Origin of the sequence: Gemmobacter lutimaris, from assembly GCF_003570715.1 — a bacterium.
Taxonomy (GTDB): Bacteria; Pseudomonadota; Alphaproteobacteria; order Rhodobacterales; family Rhodobacteraceae; genus Gemmobacter; species Gemmobacter lutimaris.
Genome location: NZ_QXXQ01000001.1, coordinates 616,021 through 633,595, shown reverse-complemented (window position 1 = coordinate 633,595; position 17,575 = coordinate 616,021). Strand labels below are relative to the sequence as shown.

Genomic DNA, 17,575 nt, shown 5'->3' with positions numbered 1-17,575 from the left:
GATGCGGGCAGAACCGACATTCCTGATCTGCGTCGGCGCGACGAAGGCCAGCACGTCCTGGCTCTTCGACTATCTCGCCGCGCATCGGGACTGTCATCTGCGCAGCATCAAGGAACTGCATTACTTCGACATGATTTATCGTGGCAACTATGACCGTTACATCCGGGGTCTGGCGCGTCAGGTGGCGCGGCTTTCCTCGGCTCTGCCGGGGCTGACGGGGCGGCGCGCGGCGCTGTTCCGGCGGAAGTTGCGCGATGTGCAGGACTGGCAGGCGATTGTCGAGGCGCGTTGCGCCGACCTTCCTGCCTATCGTGCCTATCTGACCGAAGGGCTGGGTGACGCGCGTCTGGTGGCCGATGTGACGCCGGGCTATGCGCTGCTGCCCGAAGGGTCGTTCCGCGGCATGGCTGAGGTCGGGCAGGACAGCCGGTTGCTTTACCTGCTGCGCGATCCGGTCGCCCGGTTGTGGAGCCATGCGCGGATGATCGCCCGACGCCGGGTTGCGGACATGGCCGATTTCGCCGGGGCTGCGCGGGCCGAGGCATTGGCCATGATCGACCGGATCGGGGCAGGGGCGACCGACCGCGAGGATTATGCAGGCACAATCACGCGGCTGAATGCCGCCGTCGATCCACGCCGTCTGTATGTCGAATTTTCGGAACGCCTGCTGACGTCGCCGGGCCTTTCGCGTCTGTGCCGCTGGCTTGGCATTGCCGAGACGGAGGCCGATTTTTCCAGGCGCGTGCTGGAAGGCGCGCCGCTTGCCCTGCCGGGCGATTTGCGCGCCCGCGCTTTGGTCGCGTTGCGGCCGCAATATGACTTCGTCGCCCGCCAGTTCCCGGACCTGCCGGACAACTGGCGCAAGACCCTGAATGAGGTTCACGCATGATGGACGGACAATTCGACGACGCGCTGACGGGCGAGCAGAAGATCCGCAACTTCAACATCAACTTCGGCCCGCAGCACCCTGCCGCGCACGGCGTGCTGCGTCTGGTGCTGGAGCTGGACGGCGAGATCGTGGAACGCTGCGACCCGCATATCGGCCTGCTGCACCGTGGCACCGAGAAGCTGATGGAAAGCCGGACCTACCTGCAAAACCTGCCTTATCTGGACCGGCTGGATTATGTGGCCCCGATGAACCAGGAACATGCCTGGTGCATGGCCATCGAAAAGCTGACCGGCACCGTCGTGCCGCGTCGTGCCTCGCTGATCCGCGTGCTGTATTCGGAAATCGGCCGCATCCTGAACCACCTGCTGAACGTCACCACGCAGGCGATGGACGTGGGTGCGCTGACCCCGCCGCTCTGGGGCTTTGAAGAGCGCGAAAAGCTGATGGTGTTCTATGAACGCGCCTGTGGCGCGCGTCTGCACGCCGCCTATTTCCGCCCCGGTGGTGTCCATCAGGATCTGCCGCCCGCGCTGATCGACGACATCGAAGCCTGGACCGAGACCTTCCCGAAGGTTCTGGACGATATTGATGGTCTGCTGACCGAGAACCGCATCTTCAAGCAGCGCAATGCCGACATCGGCATCGTGACAGAGGAAGACATCCTGAACTGGGGCTATTCCGGCGTCATGGTGCGCGGCTCGGGTCTGGCATGGGATCTGCGGCGCGCGCAGCCCTATGAATGCTATGACGAATTCGACTTCCTCGTGCCGGTCGGCAAGAACGGCGACTGTTATGACCGCTATCTCTGCCGCATGGCCGAGATGCGCGAAAGCCTGAAGATCATGCGTCAGGCGATCGCCAAGCTGCGCGAACCGGCGGCCAAGACCGACGTTCTGGCGCGTGGCAAGCTGACGCCGCCCAAACGTGGCGACATGAAGACATCGATGGAAAGCCTGATCCATCACTTCAAGCTCTACACCGAAGGGTTCCACGTTCCGGCGGGCGAGGTCTATGCCGCCGTCGAGGCGCCGAAGGGCGAATTCGGTGTCTATCTGGTGGCGGATGGCACCAACAAACCCTACCGCGCCAAGCTGCGCGCACCGGGTTATCCGCACCTGCAATCCATGGACTACATCGCCAAGGGCCATCAACTTGCCGATGTCGCCGCCATCATCGGCACGATGGATGTCGTGTTCGGGGAGATCGACCGCTAATGCTCCGCCGTCTGCATAAAGAACAGCCTGCTTCCTTCACTTTCACGCCTGCCAATATGGAATGGGCGCAGGGGCAGATTTCCAAATACCCCGAAGGCCGTCAGGCCAGCGCCATCATCCCGCTGCTGTTCCGCGCGCAGGAACAACAGGGCTGGCTGACCCGCGCGGCGATCGAATATGTCGCCGACATGTTGGGCATGGCGCATATCCGGGCGCTGGAAGTGGCGACCTTCTACTTCATGTTCCAGTTGCAACCCGTTGGCACCGTTGCGCATATCCAGATCTGCGGCACGACGTCCTGCATGATCTGCGGCGCGGAAGAGCTGATCGCCGTCTGCAAGGAACTGATCGCGCCGACGCCGCATACGCCTTCGGACGATGGCAAGTTCTCGTGGGAAGAGGTCGAATGCCTCGGGGCCTGCGCCAATGCGCCGATGGCACAGATAGGCAAGGACTATTACGAGGATCTGAGCGCCGAGAAACTGCGCGAGATGATCGCGCGCTTCTCGAAAGGCGAGGTGCCGGTGCCGGGTTCGCAGACCGGGCGCTATTCGTCAGAACCGGCGACCGGGCTGACCTCGCTGAAGGAATATGACAGCGGTCGCACGCAGTATAACGCCTCGGTGGATCGCGCGGTGAAAGTCGGCGATACGGTGAAGCGGATTGATGGCACCGAAGTTCCGATCCTGACGCCCTGGCGCAAGAAGCCTGCGGCGGAAGCCCCGGCCGTGACCGAGGAAGCCCCGGCGCCCGCCGCGCGTGGCATTGACGAGGCCACCGCCGAAGTGCTGACCGCCAAGCCTGAAACGACGGCTACTGCCGAAGGCACGCAGCCGCAGGGCCTGACCGCCGCGCGCGATGGCCAGCCTGACGATCTGAAAAAGATCGAGGGCATCGGCCCGGCGCTGGAAAAGCTGTGTCATGAGCTTGGCATCTTCCACTTTGACCAGATCGCGCAATGGGGCGCGGCCGAGGTCGCGTGGATGGACAGCAACCTGAAAGGCTTCCGTGGTCGTGTGACCCGCGACAAATGGGTCAATCAGGCGAAGATCATCGTGACCGAGGGGATGGATGTCTTCCTCGAACGCGCCAAGACCAACGATTACTGAGGAGCCGGCGATGACGACCCCCACCCCCGAACAGAAGCGGCTGGCGCGTGACTCGCGTCTGGTTGCCTTCGTGATCGCGGGGACCATGCTGTTGTGGATGGGGGCGCAATGGGTTGGCGGGCAGGTGGGGTTGGAAGCCCGCTATGCCTTCCTGTTCGACCTCGCCGCACTGGCCGCGTTCTTCTGGGCGCTGGTCGTCACTTACCAGATCTGGCGGCGGCACAAGGCCGTCAACCGGGGAAATTGAGGGCACAAGATGCTGAAGGATCAGGACCGGATCTTCACCAACCTCTACGGGATGCACGACCGCAGCCTGAAAGGGGCCATGGCGCGCGGCCACTGGGACAAGACCGCCGATCTGCTGGCGCTTGGCCGTGACGGCATCATCCAGATCATGAAGGACTCCGGCCTTCGTGGCCGGGGCGGCGCGGGCTTCCCGACCGGCATGAAATGGTCCTTCATGCCGAAGCAATCCGATGGCCGCCCGTCCTATCTGGTGGTGAACGCCGACGAATCCGAACCCGCGACCTGCAAGGACCGCGAGATCATGCGCCACGATCCGCATACGCTGATCGAGGGCTGTCTGGTCGCCGGTTTCGCCATGGGTGCGGTGGCGGCCTATATCTACATCCGGGGCGAATACATCCGCGAGAAAGAGGCGCTGCAAGCCGCCATCGACGAATGCTATGATGCGGGTCTGATCGGCAAGAACGCCTGCAAGTCGGGCTATGATTTCGATGTCTACCTGCATCACGGGGCGGGCGCCTATATCTGCGGCGAGGAAACCGCGCTGCTGGAAAGCCTTGAAGGCAAGAAGGGCATGCCGCGGATGAAGCCACCGTTCCCGGCGGGTTCGGGCCTTTATGGCTGCCCGACCACGGTGAACAACGTGGAATCCATCGCCGTGGCGCCGACCATCCTGCGTCGGGGCGCCGCATGGTTCGCCAGCTTCGGCCGCCCGAACAATGCGGGCGTGAAGCTGTTTGCCATGTCGGGCCATGTGAACACGCCCTGCGTGATCGAAGAAACCATGTCGATTCCAATGCGCGAGCTGATCGAGAAGCATGGCGGCGGTGTGCGCGGCGGCTGGAAGAACCTCAAGGCGGTGATCCCCGGCGGGGCGTCCTGCCCGGTCATCCCGGCCGACAAATGCGAAGATGCCATCATGGATTACGACGGGATGCGCGCGCTGCAATCCTCGTTCGGCACCGCCTGCATGATCGTGATGGATCAGAATACCGACATCGTGAAGGCAATCTGGCGGCTGGCGAAGTTCTTCAAGCATGAAAGCTGCGGCCAGTGCACGCCCTGCCGCGAGGGCACCGGCTGGATGATGCGCGTGATGGACCGTCTGGTGCGCGGCGAGGCTGAGGTCGAGGAAATCGACATGCTGCTGAGCGTGACCAAGCAGGTGGAAGGCCACACGATCTGTGCGCTTGGCGATGCGGCGGCCTGGCCGATCCAGGGCCTGATCCGGCATTACCGCGAGGAAATCGAGGACCGCATCAAGGCCAAGAAGACCGGCCGCATGGGCGCGATGGCGGCGGAATAAGATGAACCTGACCCCCATCCTCCTTTCGGGCATGGCAGCGGGCCTTTCGGCCTGCGTTGCTGCGCCCGCGCCGCAGGGGGCCTCCGTGAAGGGGGGCGCCTATGCGGTGATGCAGGAGGGGGCGGAGTATCAGGCGCAGGTCAGTGCGGGCCGGGCAGGCAAGGCGCTGACGCGCGCGGGTGCGCAGCCGGTCTCGGGCGCGACAGTGCGCGTGGCGCCCTTCGGCATGGATCAGGGCAAGCACGCCAAGGACGTGGCTGCGCAGGCCTGCACGCAGGCCGGAGGCCGCTTCCAGCCGCAGGCTGTGGGCGGTTATGCCGCTGGCGCATGGGAATTCGAGGGGGGCTGCGTATGAGCTTTCAGCATGCCCTGATGCACCTCTATCCGGCGGTGATTGCTTTTGCCTTTCTGGTGATAAACCCGGCTCTGACATTCCTGCTTCTGCGCCGTGCCGGTGTTCGTGGTGCGCGACTCGGCTTGGCTCTCGTTTCGCCGGTGTCGATGGTGTTGGGTGGTTTGGTATTTCCGTTGATCATGGAAACCATGGTCCATCAGGCCATGAACGATGATCTGTCGGCCCCCCTCTGGGTGCTGTTCAATGTGGTCCCCCCCGGCAGCTTCATCGCGGTCCAGATCGCGCGAAATATCTTTCTGCTTCTTGGCTGCATCGCACCGCTTGCCATACTGGCCATGCTCAAATGGCCTGTTCTCAATAACTCCCGTGATCAAGTGGAGATCTGACGTGAGCAACCTCAAGAAAATCATCATCGACGGTATCGAGGTCGAGGTTGACGCCGCGATGACGATCATTCAGGCGGCCGAGGTCGCGGGGATCGAGATTCCGCGCTTCTGCTACCACGAGCGTCTGTCCATCGCGGGCAACTGCCGGATGTGTCTCGTCGAGGTTGTCGGCGGCCCGCCGAAGCCGGCTGCCTCCTGCGCGATGCAGGTGCGCGACCTGCGCCCCGGCCCGAATGGCGAGCCGCCGGTGGTCAAGACCAACTCGCCCATGGTGAAGAAGGCGCGCGAAGGGGTGATGGAGTTCCTGCTCATCAACCACCCGCTTGACTGCCCGATCTGCGATCAGGGCGGCGAATGCGACCTGCAAGATCAGGCCATGGCCTATGGCGTGGATTTCAGCCGCTACCGCGAGCCGAAACGCGCCTCCGAGAACCTGAACCTTGGCCCGCTGGTCAAGACCGAGATGACGCGCTGCATTTCGTGCACCCGCTGCGTCCGCTTCACCACCGAGGTCGCGGGCATCACCCAGATGGGCCAGACCGGGCGCGGCGAGGACAGCGAGATCACCAGCTATCTGAATGAAACGCTGGCATCCAACCTTCAGGGCAATATCATCGACCTTTGCCCGGTCGGCGCGCTGACCTCCAAACCCTATGCCTTCACAGCCCGTCCGTGGGAGCTGACCAAGACCGAAAGCATCGACGTGATGGATGCGCTGGGGTCGAACATCCGGGTCGACACCAAGGGGCGCGAAGTCATGCGCATCATCCCGCGCAACCATGACGGCGTGAACGAGGAATGGCTGGCCGACAAGAGCCGCTTCATCTGGGACGGGTTGCGCCGCCAGCGGCTTGATACGCCTTACATCCGGGAGAACGGCCGCCTGCGGAAGGCAAGCTGGGGCGAGGCGCTGGCCGCTGCCGCTGCTGCGATGAAGGGCCGCAAGGTGACCGGCATCGTCGGCGATCTGGTGCCGGTCGAAGCCGCTTACAGCCTGAAAACGCTGGTGGAATCGCTGGGTGGCACGGTCGAGTGCCGCACCGATGGCGCGAAGCTTCCGGCGGGGAACCGTGCGGCCTATGTCGGCACTGCTGCCATCGAGGACATCGACGCGGCGCAGATGATCCTGCTGATCGGCACCGACCCGCGCAACGAGGCCCCGGTGCTGAACGCCCGCATCCGCAAGGCCTGGGCGCGGGGCGCCGATGTGGCGCTGATCGGCCGCGCGGTCGATCTGACCTATGATTACGCGCATCTCGGCGCCGACCGGAACGCGCTGACCGCGCTGGTGGGCAAGGCTGCGGCCTCGGACAAGCCCGCGCTGGTGATCGTCGGGCAGGGCGCGCTGATTGAGGCCGATGGCGCCGCCGTTCTGGCCGAGGCGCAGGCCTATTGCGCCGCCAGTGGCGCCAAACTGCTGGTCCTGCATACCGCCGCCGCCCGCGTGGGGGCGATGGATGTGGGCTGCACCACCGAGGGCGGGCTGAAAGGCGCGACCGAAGGGGCCGAAGTGATCTACAACCTTGGCGCCGACGAGGTGGAGATCGAGGCCGGTGCCTTCGTGATCTATCAGGGCAGCCATGGGGATCGCGGGGCGCATCGCGCCGACATCATCCTGCCGGGCGCCGCCTATACGGAAGAAAACGGTCTGTTCGTGAACACCGAAGGCCGCCCGCAACTGGCGATGCGGGCCGGGTTTGCGCCGGGCGATGCCAAGGAAAACTGGGCGATCCTGCGGGCGCTGTCGGCCGAGATCGGCTCGACCTTGGGTTGGGACAGCTTGGCCGAGCTGCGCTCGCGCATCGTGGCCGCGCATCCGCATCTGGGCCGTATCGACGAACTGGCCAGCAACGAAGGCGCGGCGCTGCCGCGTGCGGCGCTGGGGAATGCGCCTTTCGGTCTGGTGGTGAAGGATTACTACCTGACCAACCCGATTGCCCGCGCATCGAGCCTGATGGGCGAGTTGCAGGCGATGGCTGCCGCGCGCACCGACGCGCCGCTGGCGGCGGAATAACCGGATGATGCGTGCCGCCGCCTCCCTGCTTGGCCTGACCACCGCTGCGGCGGTGCTGTCGGGCTGCGCGGGCGACAGCGACGCGGCGCCGCGTTCGGCCCGGTATGAGGGGATCGAGACGATCCTGCTTGACGGGGATCTGGTCAATTTCCGCGTCGCCATGAGCGGCGCGCGGAATGACGGGGATGTCGAGGCCTATGCGCGTTGCGCGGCGGCCCAATATGCGCTGATCCGGGGGTTCGGGTTCGCGCGGCATGTGCGCACCACGGTGGCGCAGGATGGAAACAACTGGCGCGGCGATGCGGTCTATGTGATCTCGGCCGCGCTGCCCCGCGGGTTGCGGACGATCGACGCCGAGGTAACGGTGCGCGATTGCGGCGCGCAGGGGATACCGACGGTATGAAAAAGACTTGGGCTGAGGGACCAGAGGCAAATGGCTGAATTTCTGCAAACAGGTCTGGGGACGGCGCTGCTGATCGCGGCGCAATGTCTTCTGGTCATCGCCTTCGTGATGATCTCCTTGTTGTTCCTCGTCTATGGCGACCGCAAGATCTGGGCGGCTGTCCAGATGCGGCGGGGCCCGAACGTGGTGGGCGCCTTCGGCCTGCTGCAATCGGTGGCCGACGCCCTGAAATATGTGGTGAAAGAGGTCGTGGTGCCCGCCGGTGCTGACCGGCCGGTGTTCTTCCTCGCGCCGATGCTGTCCTTCGTGCTGGCGATGATCGCTTGGGCGGTGGTGCCGTTCTCGGATGGCTGGGTGCTGTCGGACATCAACGTGGCCATCCTCTATGTCTTCGCCATCTCCTCGCTGGAGGTTTATGGCGTGATCATGGGTGGCTGGGCTTCGAACTCCAAATATCCGTTCCTCGGCTCGCTGCGGTCGGCCGCGCAGATGATTTCCTACGAAGTGTCGCTGGGTCTGATCATCATCGGCATCATCATCTCGACCGGCTCGATGAACTTTGGTGACATCGTGCGGGCGCAGGATACCGGCTGGGGTCTGCTGGGCTGGTATTGGCTGCCGCATCTGCCGATGGTGGCGCTGTTCTTCATCTCGGCGCTGGCCGAGACCAACCGCCCGCCCTTCGACCTGCCGGAGGCGGAATCCGAACTGGTGGCCGGCTATCAGGTGGAATATTCGGCGACGCCGTTCCTTCTGTTCATGGCGGGCGAATACATTGCCATCTTCCTGATGTGCGCGCTGATTTCTCTGCTGTTCTTCGGCGGTTGGCTGTCGCCCATTCCGGGCCTGCCGGACGGTGCGATCTGGATGGTCGCCAAGATGGCTTTCTTCTTCTTCATGTTCGCCATGGTGAAGGCCATCGTGCCGCGCTACCGCTATGACCAGCTGATGCGGATCGGCTGGAAAGTCTTCCTGCCGCTGTCGCTCGCCTGGGTGGTGATTGTGGCATTCCTTGCAAAATACGAAGTTCTGGGCGGCCTCTGGGCACGCTGGACGATGTAAGGCGAAACGCGGATGGCCGTCGATCTTGTGACCCTTCAGGAGTTGTGCGCCCTGTCCCAGCGGTTCAAGCCCGCCGGACGGACGCTCATGCTCGGGCGGCACGAATGGCGGCCTAACCCGCGGTTCAAGCGCGGCTTCCGCACCACATGGCGGAAGGCCGGGCTCGAAGGCAGCTATCTGGAGACCGTTCAGGACGACGGGTTCTGCGAGACACTGATGGCATCGCTTGGCTTCGGTGCGATGGAATCGCTCGATTTCTCGGATTACGAGGGCGCGACGATCCTGCACGATCTCAATCATCCGGTGGGCGAGGCACTGGAAGGCCAGTTCGACTTCATCTATGACGGCGGCACGCTGGAACATGTGTTCAATGTGCCGGTCGCGCTGCAAAGCGTGTTCCGCATGTTGAAGCCCGGCGGGCGCTTCGTGTCATGCAACGGAATGAACGGCTGGATGGGGCATGGGATCTATCAGTTCAATCCCGAGCTGGTCTGGAGCTTCTGGAAGCGCATGTGTGGCTGTAAGGTGCATGTCTGCCGCGCGATCGAGACCAGCCCAACCGAACAGGGCGAATACCGACTGGATTTCCCAGATCCTGCGATCACCGGGCGCCGGCTGCGCTTCCGGGGCATCAACTTTCCGACCCGTCGGGTCTATCTCTACTATGAAGTCGAGCGTTTGCCTGAAAGCGCATTGGGAGACAGGATGCTCCAGAGCGATTACGAGGTGAAATGGTCGTCGCACAACAATGCCGGCGAAATACGCGATGTGAAGGCAAAGGAAGCTGAAGATGGGCGTGATTGATTATAACCGCGCAGCGAAATATTTCCTGCTGGTGGATTTCATCAAGGGCTTCGGTCTGGGCCTGCGGTATTTCTTCGCGCCGAAATCGACGCTGAACTACCCGCATGAAAAGGGGCCGCTGTCGCCGCGCTTCCGGGGCGAACACGCGCTGCGCCGCTATCCGAACGGCGAGGAACGCTGCATCGCCTGCAAGCTGTGCGAGGCGATCTGCCCGGCGCAGGCCATCACCATCGACGCGGAACCGCGCGAGGACGGCTCGCGCCGCACCACGCGCTATGACATCGACATGACGAAATGCATCTACTGCGGCTTCTGTCAGGAAGCCTGCCCGGTGGATGCCATCGTCGAGGGGCCGAACTTCGAATTCTCGACCGAGACCCGCGAGGAGCTTTACTACGACAAGGCGAAGCTCTTGGACAACGGCGCCCGCTGGGAAGCCGAGATCGCGCGCAATCTCGAAATCGACGCCCCCTATCGGTAATCCCCATGAACGATGATTTCACCAAACTTTTCAAGACGATGATGGAGCAGGGACAGGAGATGGTCCGTGCCTTCAATCCGTCCTTGGAAAACATGTCGGTGAAAGGGTTCGAGAATTTCATCCCCACCATGACCAAAGACATGATGGAGATGTGGTTCGGCCGCACGTTCAACCGCGAGGGGCTGGATGCCAAGACCCGGCTTCTGGTCACCATCGCCGCGCTGACTGTTCTTGGTGCCCATGCGGAGGCGCAGCTGAAGCTGACGATCCGGCATGCGCTTGAGGCGGGCGCGACCAAACGCGAGATCGCGGAAGTGATCTGGCAGATGAGCATGTTCGGCGGGCTGCCCGCCATGCAGAAGGCGCTTGAGATGGCTCAGGCGGTTTTTGCGGAAACCGAGGAGAAGAACGCATGAGCGTTGCGGATATTGCCTTCTATTGCTTCGCCGTGGTGACGGTGGCGGCGGGCCTCATGGTCACCGTATCGCGCAACCCCGTGCATTCGGTTCTGTGGCTGATCCTGACCTTCCTGTCGTCGGCGGGGCTGTTCGTCCTGCTGGGGGCGGAGTTCGTGGCCATGCTGCTGATCATCGTTTACGTCGGCGCGGTGGCGGTGCTGTTCCTCTTCGTCGTGATGATGCTGGACGTCGATTTCGCGGAACTGAAGGGCGAGATGGCGCGCACCATGCCGCTGGCGCTGTTGATCGGGGTCATCATCATCTTGCAATTCGGCATGGCCTATGCGGCCTGGACCCAGGCCGAAGGCGCGTTGGGTCTGCGTCAGGCAGTGGCACCGGCCATCGAGGATGTGCAGAACACCAAGGCGCTGGGTCTGCTGATCTATGACAAATACATCTACCTGTTCCAGGCCTCGGGCCTCGTGCTGCTGGTTGCCATGATCGGCGCCATCACCCTGACGCTGCGCCACCGCAAGGACGTGAAGCGCCAGAACGTGCTGCACCAGATGTGGCGCGACCCGGCCAAAGCGATGGAACTGAAGGACGTGAAACCGGGGCAGGGGCTCTGACAATTCAGAGGGGCGCACAATGATGCGCCCCCGATCGCGGGTCTGTCCCGCAAGCGGAACAATTACGGGCACACACCCGGAGGGACGAGAATGGTAGGACTTGAACATTACCTGACGGTGGCGGCGGCGCTGTTCGTCATTGGCATCTTCGGCATCTTCCTCAACCGGAAGAATGTCATCGTCATCCTGATGTCGATCGAACTGATGCTTCTGTCGGTCAACATCAACCTCGTCGCCTTTTCCAGCTTCCTGGGCGATCTGGTGGGGCAGGTCTTCACCATGTTCGTGCTGACCGTCGCCGCCGCCGAGGCGGCCATCGGCCTTGCGATCCTGGTGAGCTTCTTCCGCACCCGCGGCACCATCGACGTCGAAGACGCCAACGTGATGAAAGGCTGAACGAATGGCCACGATCATTCTCCTCGCGCCCCTTGTCGGGGCCCTGATCTGCGGCTTCGGCTGGCGATTCATTGGCGAGACGGCCGGGCAGGTCATCACCACTTCGCTGGTGTTCCTTGCGGCGCTGCTGTCCTGGATCATCTTCCTCGGGCATGACGGCGAGACGCAGCACATCGTGCTGATGCGCTGGATCGAAAGTGGCTCGCTGGCGACGGAATGGGCGATCCGGGTGGACCGGCTGACCGCCATCATGCTGGTTGTGGTGAACTCGGTCTCGGCGCTCGTGCACCTTTATTCCTTCGGCTATATGGCGCATGACGACAACTGGAAGGAGGGCGAGCATTACAAGGCGCGCTTCTTCGCCTATCTGTCGTTCTTCACCTTCGCCATGCTGACGCTGGTGACCAGTGACAACCTCGTCCAGATGTTCTTCGGCTGGGAAGGCGTGGGTGTGGCGTCTTACCTGCTGATCGGCTTCTACTACCGCAAGCCTTCGGCCAATGCGGCGGCGATGAAGGCGTTCATCGTGAACCGCGTCGGCGACTTCGGCTTTGCCCTCGGCATCTTCGCGCTGTTCTTCCTGACCGACTCGATCCGTTTCGACGATGTGTTCGCTGCGGCGCCGGGTCTGGCCGATACCAGCATCAGCTTCCTCTGGACCGAATGGAATGCCGCCAACCTGATCGGCGTGCTGCTGTTCATCGGCGCCATGGGCAAATCGGCGCAACTGGGTCTGCACACCTGGCTGCCCGACGCGATGGAAGGCCCGACCCCGGTGTCGGCGCTGATCCACGCCGCGACCATGGTGACGGCGGGGGTGTTCCTCGTCTGCCGCATGTCGCCGCTTTACGAATACGCGCCGAGCGCGCTGGCCTTCATCACCGTGCTGGGGGCGACCACCGCTTTCGTCGCTGCGACCATCGGTCTGGTGCAGAATGACATCAAGCGCGTCATCGCCTATTCCACCATGTCGCAGCTTGGCTACATGTTCGTGGCCGCCGGTGTCGGCGTCTATTCCGTGGCGATGTTCCACCTGTTCACGCATGCCTTCTTCAAGGCCATGCTGTTCCTTGGTGCCGGTTCGGTGATCCACGCGACCCACCATGAGCAGGACATGCGCAACTACGGTGGCCTGCGGAAAAAGATCCCGCTGACCTTCTGGGCCATGATGATCGGCACGCTGGCCATCACTGGCGTCGGCATCCCGCTGACCCATATCGGCTTCGCTGGCTTCCTGTCGAAAGACGCGGTGATCGAAAGCGCCTGGGTCGGCAGCCAATATGCCTTCTGGATGCTGGTGATCGCGGCCTGCTTTACCTCGTTCTATTCCTGGCGGCTGATGTTCCTGACCTTCTATGGCGAAAGCCGCGCGCATGGTCACGGCCACGGCCATGACGACCACCACCACGAGCCGCATGAAAGCCCGATGGTCATGCTGGTCCCGCTGGGCGTTCTGGCGCTCGGGGCGGCTTTCTCGGGGATGATCTGGTATAACAGCTTCTTCGGTGACGAGGCCAAGATGCGGTCCTGGTTCGGCATGGAGCCGGCGATGGAGCACGCGGCTGCCGAGGGTGACCATGCCACCACGGAAGGCGAGGGCGACCACGCCGCCGCGACCGAAAGCCATGCAGCCGCGACCGAGGGCCATGCGACTGACGGACATGCCGCTGCGGCCGTTGCTCCGAAAGGCGCGATCTTCCTTGGCGCGGACAACCATGTCATCCATGAGGCGCACCAGGCGCCGACCTGGGTGAAGGTTTCGCCCTTCATCGCCATGCTGCTTGGCTTCTTCGTCGCTTGGGTCTTCTACATCCGGCGGCCCGACCTGCCGCGGCGTCTGGCGACGGCGCAGCGCCCGCTTTACGAATTCCTGCTGAACAAGTGGTATTTCGACGAGCTTTACGCCGCGATCTTCGTGGCTCCCGCCCGCTGGCTTGGCAACTTCCTGTGGAAGAAGGGCGACGGTGCGGTGATTGACGGCACGATCAACGGCGTGGCCATGGGCTTCATCCCGATGCTCACCCGCGTCGTTAACCGGATGCAATCCGGCTATATCTTCCACTACGCATTCGCCATGGTGCTGGGCATCGCTGCCCTGATCACCTGGATGTCGCTCTCGGGGGGCGCGCACTAATGGAAAACGTCCTTTCCATCATCACCTTCATTCCGGCTGTAGCGGCTGCCATCCTGGCGCTGTTCCTGCGCGGGAATGATGCCGCCGCGCAGCGCAATGCCAAATGGGTGGCACTGCTGGCGACGACCGCAACCTTCCTCGTGTCGCTGACCATCCTGTCGGGTTTCGATCCGGCGAATACCGGCATGCAATTCGTCGAGGAATACGACTGGATCCTCGGCCTGAAATACAAGATGGGCGTCGATGGCATCTCGGTGCTGTTCGTCATGCTGACCACCTTCCTCATGCCGCTGACCATCGCGGCCTGCTGGACGGTGGAGAACCGCACGAAGGAATACATGATCGCCTTCCTGCTGCTGGAGACGCTGATGCTCGGCGTGTTCTGCGCGCTGGATCTGGTGCTGTTCTACCTGTTCTTCGAGGCGGGCCTGATCCCGATGTTCCTGATCATCGGTATCTGGGGCGGAAAGGACCGTATTTATGCGGCGTTCAAGTTCTTCCTCTATACCTTCCTCGGCTCGGTGCTGATGCTGGTGGCGATGGTAGCGATGTATGTCGATGCGGGCACCACCGACATCGTGCAACTGCTGAACCACACTTTCGCCTCGGACACGCTGAACATCGCGGGCATTCACGTCGTGGGCGGTATGCAGACGCTGCTGTTCCTTGCCTTCTTCGCCAGCTTCGCGGTGAAGATGCCGATGTGGCCGGTGCATACTTGGCTGCCCGATGCCCACGTTCAGGCGCCGACCGCCGGGTCGGTGGTTCTGGCGGCGATCCTGCTGAAGATGGGCGGTTATGGTTTCCTGCGCTTCTCGCTGCCGATGTTCCCGGTGGGCGCTGACGTGATGTCGGACATGGTGCTGTGGATGTCGGCCATCGCCATCGTCTATACCTCGCTGGTGGCGCTGGCGCAGAACGACATGAAGAAGCTGATCGCCTATTCCTCGGTCGCGCACATGGGTTACGTCACCATGGGCATCTTCGCGGCCAACCAGCAGGGGATCGACGGCGCCATCTTCCAGATGCTGTCGCACGGCTTCATCTCGGGCGCGCTGTTCCTGTGTGTCGGCGTGATCTATGACCGCATGCATACCCGCGAGATCGACGCCTATGGCGGCCTTGTGATCCGTATGCCGGCCTATGCGCTGATCTTCATGTTCTTCACCATGGCCAACGTGGGCCTTCCCGGCACCAGCGGGTTCATCGGCGAGTTCCTGACGCTGATGGGCATCTTCCAGGTCAATACCTGGGTTGCCGCAGTGGCTACCTCGGGCGTGATCTTCTCGGCGGCCTATGCGCTTTACCTTTACCGTCGGGTCGTGTTCGGCGACCTTATCAAGGAAGCGCTGAAGTCGATCACCGACATGAATGGCCGCGAGCGCGCGATCTTCGCGCCGCTGGTGGTGATGACCCTTCTCCTCGGCGTCTATCCGTCGCTGGTGACCGACATCATCGGTCCCTCGGTCGAGACGCTGGTTTCCGACTACCATGCCGCCCTGCCTGCGTCTGCCGACGTGGCGGAAGCGGCTTCGCACTGAGGGCCCGCCCATGACCGGCACCGATTTCAACATCCTCCTGCCCGAGGTCGCACTTTCGATCTACGCCATGGCGGCGCTTCTGTTCGGGGTCTACACCACCAAGGACAAGGCGGCGGGCCTCATCACATGGGTGACGGCGGGGGTCTTCCTCGTCCTTGCGTTCTGGATCGGGGCGAACGGCGAGGGCGCGCGCACCGCCTTCGGCGGTATGTTCAACGACGACCCCTTCGCGCGGTATGCCAAGATCACCATCCTGCTGTCGGCCGCGGCCGTTCTGGTGATGAGCTTCGATTACATGAGCCGCCGCGATCTGGCGCGGTTCGAATATCCGATCCTCGTCGCCCTTTCGGTGGTCGGCATGATGATGATGGTTTCGGCGGGTGACCTGATGGCGCTGTATCTGGGGCTGGAGCTTCAGTCGCTGGCGCTTTACGTCATCGCGGCCCTGCGTCGTGACAGCGCGAAATCGACAGAGGCGGGTCTGAAATACTTCGTCCTCGGCGCGCTGAGCTCGGGTTTGCTGCTGTACGGGGCGTCGCTGACCTATGGTTATGCTGGCACCACGCTGTTCTCGGGCATCCTGTCCACGCTGGGCGGCGAGATCCCGCTGGGCCTGCTGTTCGGTCTGGTCTTCATGCTGTCGGGTCTGGCCTTCAAGGTTTCCGCCGCGCCCTTCCACATGTGGACGCCCGACGTTTATGAAGGCGCCCCGACCCCGGTGACCGCTTTCTTCGCCACCGCGCCGAAGGTTGCCGCCATGGCGCTGCTGGCCCGTCTGGCCTATGACGCCTTCGGCGCCATTCCGGGCGACTGGCAGCAGGTCATTGCGGTGATGTCGCTCTTGTCGATGTTCGTCGGTGCCATCGCGGCTATCGGCCAGCGCGACCTGAAGCGCCTGATGGCCTATTCCTCGATCGCACATATGGGCTATGCGCTGCTCGGACTCGCGGCGGGCACGGCGGCCGGGGTGCAGGCGATGCTGATCTACATGGCGATCTACGTCACCATGAACATCGGCACCTTTGCCTTCATCCTGTCGCTGGAACGTGACGGCAAGCCGGTGACCGATATCGCGGCGCTGAACATGTTCGTGAAGCGTGAACCCATGAAAGCCTATGCCGTGCTTGCGCTGATGTTCAGCCTTGCGGGCGTGCCGCCCTTCGTCGGCTTCTTCGCGAAATTCGCGGTGTGGCAGGCGGCGCTTTCGGCCGGGCTGACCTGGCTTGTGGTGGCCAGCGCCGTGGCTTCGGCCATCGGGGCCTTCTACTACCTGCGCATCGTCTACTTCATGTTCTTCGGCAAGGACGGCGAAACCGTTGAAAGCCGGATGAGCGCGCCGCAGTGGATTGCCTTCGTGGCGGCGGCGCTGATCATGCTGGTCGGGGCGGTCAACCTGTTCGGGATCGACCCTGCGGCGGCCGTGGCGGCCGAAGCCCTTGTCCGGTAACGCGGACCCGGTCTGGCCCGAGGGCGTGGCGCGCCATGCCCTCGATACGGTTGACAGCACAAATGCTTATGCGCTTTCCCTCATGCCGGGCCTGACAGGTCCGGCATGGGTCATTGCGGGCGAGCAGACAGCAGGGCGGGGGCGGCGCGGGCGGCCGTGGTCCAGCCCGCGCGGCAATTTCTACGGCAGTCTGGTGATGCGCCCCGAGGGACCTCCCGAGATGGCGGCGCTGCGCAGCTTCATTGCGGCGCTGGCTTTGTATGATGCCTGTGTGGGACTGACCGATCTGCCCGGCGCCTTCGCGCTGAAATGGCCCAATGACGTGCTGCTGAATGGCGGCAAGCTTGCTGGCATCCTGCTGGAAAGCGGCGGGGCAGGTGGGCGTGTCAGCCATCTGATCATCGGCATCGGCGTCAACCTGATCGGCGCCCCGCCGGTCGAGGCGGTGGAACCCGGTGCCGTGACGCCGGTCAGCCTGCTGGCCGAAACCGGTCTGCGCATCACCCCCGAACGGTTTCTGACCCATCTCGCCGCCGCCTTCGCGGTGTGGGAAGCCCGCTTTCAGGCCGAAGGTTTCGCGCCCATCCGCGCCGCCTGGCTGGACCGGGCAGCCCGGCGCGGCGAGCGCATCCGGGCGCGCACCGGCACGGCCGAACGGCACGGGATTTTCGAGACAATCGACGACAGCGGTGCGCTGGTCCTGAACATCGACGGACGGCGGGAGGCGATCCCCGCCGCCGAGGTCTTTTTCTGAAAGGCGC

The 17,575-nt window shown here is 63.3% G+C and carries 19 protein-coding genes; all 19 read left to right on the top strand.

Features of this window, described 5'->3' with window-relative positions; translation table 11 throughout:
- The first annotated feature begins 1 nt into the window (after position 1).
- The 19 genes from D2N39_RS03010 (at position 2) to D2N39_RS02920 (ending at position 17,568) form a co-directional block, all read left to right on the top strand.
- Positions 2-889 carry a hypothetical protein gene (locus D2N39_RS03010; RefSeq protein WP_119133279.1) on the top strand — a complete coding sequence of 296 codons (888 nt, stop codon included), beginning with the start codon at positions 2-4 and terminating at the stop codon, positions 887-889.
- Positions 889-2,103, top strand: a complete 1,215-nt coding sequence (locus tag D2N39_RS03005; protein ID WP_199725190.1) for an NADH-quinone oxidoreductase subunit D — start codon at positions 889-891, stop codon at positions 2,101-2,103. Before D2N39_RS03010 ends, D2N39_RS03005 begins: the two co-directional genes overlap by 1 nt.
- On the top strand, positions 2,103-3,212 hold the full coding sequence (nuoE, locus tag D2N39_RS03000) for an NADH-quinone oxidoreductase subunit NuoE (RefSeq protein ID WP_119133277.1): 1,110 nt from the start codon (positions 2,103-2,105) through the stop codon (positions 3,210-3,212). The genes D2N39_RS03005 and nuoE overlap by 1 nt, the downstream gene beginning before the upstream one ends.
- Positions 3,213-3,222: 10 nt before the next feature.
- Positions 3,223-3,459, top strand: coding sequence for a DUF5337 domain-containing protein (locus D2N39_RS02995; protein ID WP_054302308.1), 237 nt, complete (start codon positions 3,223-3,225; stop codon positions 3,457-3,459).
- A gap of 9 nt (positions 3,460-3,468) precedes the next feature.
- Positions 3,469-4,764: an NADH-quinone oxidoreductase subunit NuoF gene (gene nuoF, locus D2N39_RS02990; protein WP_119133276.1), complete on the top strand. Its 1,296-nt coding sequence runs from the start codon at positions 3,469-3,471 to the stop codon at positions 4,762-4,764.
- Position 4,765: 1 nt separating this feature from the next.
- Complete coding sequence (locus tag D2N39_RS02985; protein ID WP_119133275.1) at positions 4,766-5,119, top strand: hypothetical protein; 354 nt, start codon at positions 4,766-4,768, stop codon at positions 5,117-5,119.
- Positions 5,116-5,505 carry a hypothetical protein gene (locus D2N39_RS02980; RefSeq protein WP_119133274.1) on the top strand — a complete coding sequence of 130 codons (390 nt, stop codon included), beginning with the start codon at positions 5,116-5,118 and terminating at the stop codon, positions 5,503-5,505. Before D2N39_RS02985 ends, D2N39_RS02980 begins: the two co-directional genes overlap by 4 nt.
- A gap of 1 nt (position 5,506) precedes the next feature.
- A complete protein-coding gene (nuoG, locus tag D2N39_RS02975) occupies positions 5,507-7,519 on the top strand; it encodes an NADH-quinone oxidoreductase subunit NuoG (protein WP_119133273.1) in 2,013 nt (670 codons plus the stop codon).
- 7 nt (positions 7,520-7,526) lie between these two features.
- Positions 7,527-7,922 carry a hypothetical protein gene (locus tag D2N39_RS02970; RefSeq protein ID WP_407645519.1) on the top strand — a complete coding sequence of 132 codons (396 nt, stop codon included), beginning with the start codon at positions 7,527-7,529 and terminating at the stop codon, positions 7,920-7,922.
- 30 nt (positions 7,923-7,952) lie between these two features.
- Entirely contained in the window at positions 7,953-8,984 is a 1,032-nt protein-coding gene (gene nuoH, locus D2N39_RS02965; protein WP_119133271.1) for an NADH-quinone oxidoreductase subunit NuoH, read from the top strand.
- Positions 8,985-8,996: 12 nt separating this feature from the next.
- Complete coding sequence (locus D2N39_RS02960; protein WP_119133270.1) at positions 8,997-9,788, top strand: methyltransferase domain-containing protein; 792 nt, start codon at positions 8,997-8,999, stop codon at positions 9,786-9,788.
- Positions 9,775-10,269 (top strand): NADH-quinone oxidoreductase subunit NuoI, encoded by a 495-nt coding sequence (nuoI, locus tag D2N39_RS02955; protein ID WP_119133269.1) that lies wholly within the window; start codon positions 9,775-9,777, stop codon positions 10,267-10,269. Before D2N39_RS02960 ends, nuoI begins: the two co-directional genes overlap by 14 nt.
- Before the next feature lie 5 nt (positions 10,270-10,274).
- Positions 10,275-10,685 carry a carboxymuconolactone decarboxylase family protein gene (locus tag D2N39_RS02950; RefSeq protein ID WP_119133268.1) on the top strand — a complete coding sequence of 137 codons (411 nt, stop codon included), beginning with the start codon at positions 10,275-10,277 and terminating at the stop codon, positions 10,683-10,685.
- On the top strand, positions 10,682-11,296 hold the full coding sequence (locus tag D2N39_RS02945; RefSeq protein ID WP_108128217.1) for an NADH-quinone oxidoreductase subunit J: 615 nt from the start codon (positions 10,682-10,684) through the stop codon (positions 11,294-11,296). The genes D2N39_RS02950 and D2N39_RS02945 overlap by 4 nt, the downstream gene beginning before the upstream one ends.
- A gap of 90 nt (positions 11,297-11,386) precedes the next feature.
- The gene (gene nuoK / locus D2N39_RS02940; RefSeq protein ID WP_054302297.1) at positions 11,387-11,692 is read left to right on the top strand and encodes an NADH-quinone oxidoreductase subunit NuoK; all 306 of its coding nucleotides are present in this window, start codon (positions 11,387-11,389) and stop codon (positions 11,690-11,692) included.
- Between the two features lie 4 nt (positions 11,693-11,696).
- Positions 11,697-13,826, top strand: coding sequence for an NADH-quinone oxidoreductase subunit L (gene nuoL, locus D2N39_RS02935; protein WP_119133267.1), 2,130 nt, complete (start codon positions 11,697-11,699; stop codon positions 13,824-13,826).
- Positions 13,826-15,367: an NADH-quinone oxidoreductase subunit M gene (locus D2N39_RS02930; RefSeq protein WP_119133266.1), complete on the top strand. Its 1,542-nt coding sequence runs from the start codon at positions 13,826-13,828 to the stop codon at positions 15,365-15,367. The genes nuoL and D2N39_RS02930 overlap by 1 nt, the downstream gene beginning before the upstream one ends.
- Positions 15,368-15,377: 10 nt before the next feature.
- On the top strand, positions 15,378-16,814 hold the full coding sequence (gene nuoN / locus D2N39_RS02925) for an NADH-quinone oxidoreductase subunit NuoN (protein ID WP_119133265.1): 1,437 nt from the start codon (positions 15,378-15,380) through the stop codon (positions 16,812-16,814).
- A gap of 25 nt (positions 16,815-16,839) precedes the next feature.
- Positions 16,840-17,568 (top strand): biotin--[acetyl-CoA-carboxylase] ligase, encoded by a 729-nt coding sequence (locus D2N39_RS02920; RefSeq protein ID WP_407645518.1) that lies wholly within the window; start codon positions 16,840-16,842, stop codon positions 17,566-17,568.
- Positions 17,569-17,575 lie beyond the last annotated feature (7 nt).

Bases quoted from the DNA above. Each gene is read 5' to 3' on its own strand.
- D2N39_RS03010 (WP_119133279.1), top strand. From the start codon at position 2: ATGCGGGCAGAACCGACATTCCTGATCTGCGTCGGCGCGACGAAGGCC.
- D2N39_RS03005 (WP_199725190.1), top strand. From the start codon at position 889: ATGGACGGACAATTCGACGACGCGCTGACGGGCGAGCAGAAGATCCGC.
- nuoE (WP_119133277.1), top strand. From the start codon at position 2,103: ATGCTCCGCCGTCTGCATAAAGAACAGCCTGCTTCCTTCACTTTCACG.
- D2N39_RS02995 (WP_054302308.1), top strand. From the start codon at position 3,223: ATGACGACCCCCACCCCCGAACAGAAGCGGCTGGCGCGTGACTCGCGT.
- nuoF (WP_119133276.1), top strand. From the start codon at position 3,469: ATGCTGAAGGATCAGGACCGGATCTTCACCAACCTCTACGGGATGCAC.
- D2N39_RS02985 (WP_119133275.1), top strand. From the start codon at position 4,766: ATGAACCTGACCCCCATCCTCCTTTCGGGCATGGCAGCGGGCCTTTCG.
- D2N39_RS02980 (WP_119133274.1), top strand. From the start codon at position 5,116: ATGAGCTTTCAGCATGCCCTGATGCACCTCTATCCGGCGGTGATTGCT.
- D2N39_RS02970 (WP_407645519.1), top strand. From the start codon at position 7,527: ATGCGTGCCGCCGCCTCCCTGCTTGGCCTGACCACCGCTGCGGCGGTG.
- nuoH (WP_119133271.1), top strand. From the start codon at position 7,953: ATGGCTGAATTTCTGCAAACAGGTCTGGGGACGGCGCTGCTGATCGCG.
- D2N39_RS02960 (WP_119133270.1), top strand. From the start codon at position 8,997: ATGGCCGTCGATCTTGTGACCCTTCAGGAGTTGTGCGCCCTGTCCCAG.
- nuoI (WP_119133269.1), top strand. From the start codon at position 9,775: ATGGGCGTGATTGATTATAACCGCGCAGCGAAATATTTCCTGCTGGTG.
- D2N39_RS02950 (WP_119133268.1), top strand. From the start codon at position 10,275: ATGAACGATGATTTCACCAAACTTTTCAAGACGATGATGGAGCAGGGA.
- D2N39_RS02945 (WP_108128217.1), top strand. From the start codon at position 10,682: ATGAGCGTTGCGGATATTGCCTTCTATTGCTTCGCCGTGGTGACGGTG.
- nuoK (WP_054302297.1), top strand. From the start codon at position 11,387: ATGGTAGGACTTGAACATTACCTGACGGTGGCGGCGGCGCTGTTCGTC.
- nuoL (WP_119133267.1), top strand. From the start codon at position 11,697: ATGGCCACGATCATTCTCCTCGCGCCCCTTGTCGGGGCCCTGATCTGC.
- D2N39_RS02930 (WP_119133266.1), top strand. From the start codon at position 13,826: ATGGAAAACGTCCTTTCCATCATCACCTTCATTCCGGCTGTAGCGGCT.
- nuoN (WP_119133265.1), top strand. From the start codon at position 15,378: ATGACCGGCACCGATTTCAACATCCTCCTGCCCGAGGTCGCACTTTCG.